Origin of the sequence: Methylophaga sp. UBA5088 (assembly GCF_002414625.1) — a bacterium.
Classification (GTDB): domain Bacteria; phylum Pseudomonadota; class Gammaproteobacteria; order Nitrosococcales; family Methylophagaceae; genus Methylophaga; species Methylophaga marina.
Map to the genome: position 1 here is coordinate 4648 of NZ_DIAC01000043.1, position 2549 is coordinate 7196.

General features: G+C 40.8%; 2 protein-coding genes and 1 pseudogene. All 3 read left to right on the forward strand.

What is annotated here, in order from left to right; genetic code table 11:
• Positions 1-430: 430 nt before the first annotated feature.
• Positions 431-1294 (forward strand): nitrate- and nitrite sensing domain-containing protein, encoded by an 864-nt coding sequence (locus B4K20_RS05905; RefSeq protein ID WP_289282231.1) that lies wholly within the window; start codon positions 431-433, stop codon positions 1292-1294.
• 11 nt (positions 1295-1305) lie between these two features.
• Positions 1306-1914 (forward strand): ANTAR domain-containing response regulator, encoded by a 609-nt coding sequence (locus B4K20_RS05910; RefSeq protein WP_289282232.1) that lies wholly within the window; start codon positions 1306-1308, stop codon positions 1912-1914.
• A 218-nt stretch (positions 1915-2132) separates the two neighbouring features.
• Positions 2133-2549, forward strand: a pseudogene (locus B4K20_RS05915) (hypothetical protein); the annotation flags it as partial.

A 2549-nucleotide genomic window follows, 5' to 3' on the forward strand; every position in this document is an offset into this window, starting at 1 on the left:
GACTACAATGCCGACAAAGAATTCGGTGGGGTGGATACGGATAAATTCTGGTTATACGGACAGCTAAAGTTCTAAAAAATACTCCTCATTGAGCCGGGCACTGCCCGGCTTTTTTTTTGCCTGTTTAATCTGCACCAGAATTGTTCATCAGTCCTATCAACAACACCATTTTGAAGCAGTTTATGTACCACTTAAATTTCTAAGTTTCTGTATTTGAATAAGTATTTTGTTGGCACACCTTATGCAATTTATTACCTGAGTCCACTAATGCAAGGAGCATGTCATGGGATATTTTGTTGACTTAATGATGGTAGTGAAAGAAGTAGTGAAGTTGATTTTTATGGTAATGATTTCGCCTTTAGGGATTATGGCAGGCTATCTCGCAACCTGGGAATGACACCGTTCTAGCTAATTTCACTGGAGAACAAAGATGTATCCATTGATCATCGGTGGCGTAGTTGTCACTGGCATGCTTTTTATCGTTTATAAACTGCTGTCTGAGCGTTATCAGCTCAGACAGCGAGTTAAACGAGGCATATTACTAACCAACCATTTACGGTTGGTGGTTGAACATTGCCAAAAACATCGTGGCACAAGCAATGCGGTAGTCAGTGGGAATGAGAAATTATTGCCACAAATGATTCAGTTACAGAATGATATCGACAATCTGATTGGTAGTGATATGAGTCAATCACTATCAGATTTTCCTCAATGGCAATCTTTCATAGAGCATTGGCCAAGGCTTAAACAGCACGCTTTGGCTAGGGATCTGACGCCACAGAATATTGTCAGACAGCATAGTCTGATGATCGATGGTCAGCTCATGCTGCTGGATGAGGTCATGAGAGCATACGATTTACATCGATTGATGCTCGACTCATGTACACGGGTTTCCGAAATTTGTATTGATACTTTACGAGTTGCAGAGACTCTCGGCTACACAAGAGCAATCGGATCAGGTGTTTGTGCTCGAGGTACGTGCTTGGCTGCTGACCGAATCTTGCTTGAGTTTTTACGTATTTCAGTCAAAACCACATCTGAACGATTACTGTCTGAAGTTAAATTAATAAACAACACTGACTTGACTTCTTCCTTGGAAACATCCTCAACCGCCATTCGCCAGCAAATAGATGCTTTGCTAGAAATGGTCGATAAACACGTGCTTCAACGAGGTCAGTTGAAGTTGGATAGTCATGAATATTTTACTCTCTCTACGCGGGCAATTGATGAAGTGCTGAAGATTTTCAGCATCATTATTCAATATGCCTCCAAACAACACACCAGAATGATATGAGCAATGCTGCTATGAATACAGTCACGAATACGATTAACACGGTAGTTATCAGTGAATTTACGGAATTTATGAATACACTGCAAAGAGTCTTTGAAAATACAGATTATAAAGTGATTTTCGAAGCCACCAATTTGCAACAGTTACTTAACCTGAAGTGGACTATTGAGCCCGATTTGATTATTGCTATTATGAATACCAGCGATAGTCAGCTTCTGAGTAAATTTAAGATCATTAATGAACGCTTTCCATTGCCCATCGTGATATTTACATACGATGACCGTGATGAAGCGATTGAAGAAGCCATTGAGGCTGGGGTGAGTGCTTATATCGTTGATGGTTTTCATGAAAATCGTATCCATGCCATCTTGCGAACGGCAATGGCTCGGTTTAAACAAGTACAAAGTATGCAGAAACAGCTGAAAGATTTAAAAACGTCTTTGGCTGATAGGAAAATTATTGATAGAGCAAAAGGCCTCATTATGGAGCAACGTAAATGCACCGAGAACGAAGCCTATAGTCTGATGCGAACTTCAGCCATGAACCAGAATATGAGATTAGGCCAATTAGCTCAGAATATTTTAGCGGCGGCTAACTTACTTGAGCCACAAAAAAATGCATAAGTTCTGATGAAATAGTAATAGAACGTCACAGCCACTTCAGTGATGAAGTGGCTGTTTTGTTTTATGGTTATTTTGTTAGCGGATGTCGGTCGTTATCCTATTTTGGTTTTTGATTGGCTTCATGAGGGTATGAGGAAGGGTGAGGATGGCCAATTAATGGTTGAGTTTGATGATGGTAGTAATTGAAAACTATACCTATTAAGATTAAGGCTACGGTAATGCTTAAACGCCATTACAGACAAACAAGAAAGGTACAAACAGGTATGACGGAATTGTCATTCAAGGAGGATCATTATGAAGCGGCTTATGAGTCTCTCTGCCTGAGGTCAGTTTTTCAGCCAATCTTTAGCATAGCTCATCGAAAAGCTGTGGGATACGAAGGACTGGTTCGTGCCGCGGATGTCTCTGGGAACCCCGTGACACCACAAGAATTGATGAGAAAAAACACGGCATCCGATCAACAGCTGATTCTTGATAGGACCTGTCGTCTATTACATGCCTGTAATTTTTCTCAACACCCCGCCAATGATGCTTGGTTATTTTTAAATCTTAATTCCCAATGTTTAATTTCGGAACGTCCCGATATTGGATTTATGCAAACGCTGATGCGCGAGAGTGACTTACCATCAAGGCGC

Bases quoted from the DNA above. Each gene is read 5' to 3' on its own strand.
- B4K20_RS05905 (WP_289282231.1), top strand. From the start codon at position 431: ATGTATCCATTGATCATCGGTGGCGTAGTTGTCACTGGCATGCTTTTT.
- B4K20_RS05910 (WP_289282232.1), top strand. From the start codon at position 1,306: ATGAATACAGTCACGAATACGATTAACACGGTAGTTATCAGTGAATTT.